Annotated in this window: 1 pseudogene; it reads left to right on the top strand. The window is 69.6% G+C overall.

Going from position 1 to position 542, the window contains the following annotated elements:
• Positions 1 to 542 (top strand): annotated as a pseudogene (locus MOV63_RS32500) (RNA-binding protein); the annotation flags it as partial.

The following is a 542-nucleotide window of genomic DNA, read 5'->3' as shown; positions in this document are numbered from 1 at the left end:
AGCCGCAGTCGCTCGCCGATTTCCCGAGTTTCGGCCCCTTCGCCGGCATGCCGCGCGCCGCGGACATCACCGTCACCCGCCAGGTTCTCGCCGAACCGACGCCGGACCTTGCCGAACGCACCTGGGCAAGCCTTTCCGACGGCACACCTCTCGTCACCGAAAAGGAAGTCGAAGCCGGCCGCATCGTGCTGTTCCATACGAGCGCCGAGGCGACCTGGTCGAACCTGCCGCTGTCAGGCAATTTCGTCGAGATGCTCCGCCGCCTGGTCCAACTCGCCCGCGCCGGTGGTGCCGCGTCCGGCGCGGCAGCAGAGGGAGCCGCTGCGACACTCGCGCCCTATCGGCTGCTCACCGCCGACGGCGTCCTCACCACCGAAACCGGCACGGCCCGTCCGATCGCGATCGCCGCAAACCAGGTGCCGGTCGCGAGTTTCGACCATCCGCCGGGTCTTTACGGCACCGAGGACGGTTTCACCGCCGTCAACCTGCTGGCGCCAAAGACCGTCATCGCCCGCTTCGACCCGACCACGGCGGGCCGGCCG

It is taken from the genome of Neorhizobium sp. SHOUNA12A (genome assembly GCF_023006505.1).
Lineage (GTDB): Bacteria > Pseudomonadota > Alphaproteobacteria > Rhizobiales > Rhizobiaceae > Neorhizobium.
The sequence above is the reverse complement of the archived record's forward strand: the minus strand, read 5'-3'. Positions and strand labels throughout refer to the sequence as shown.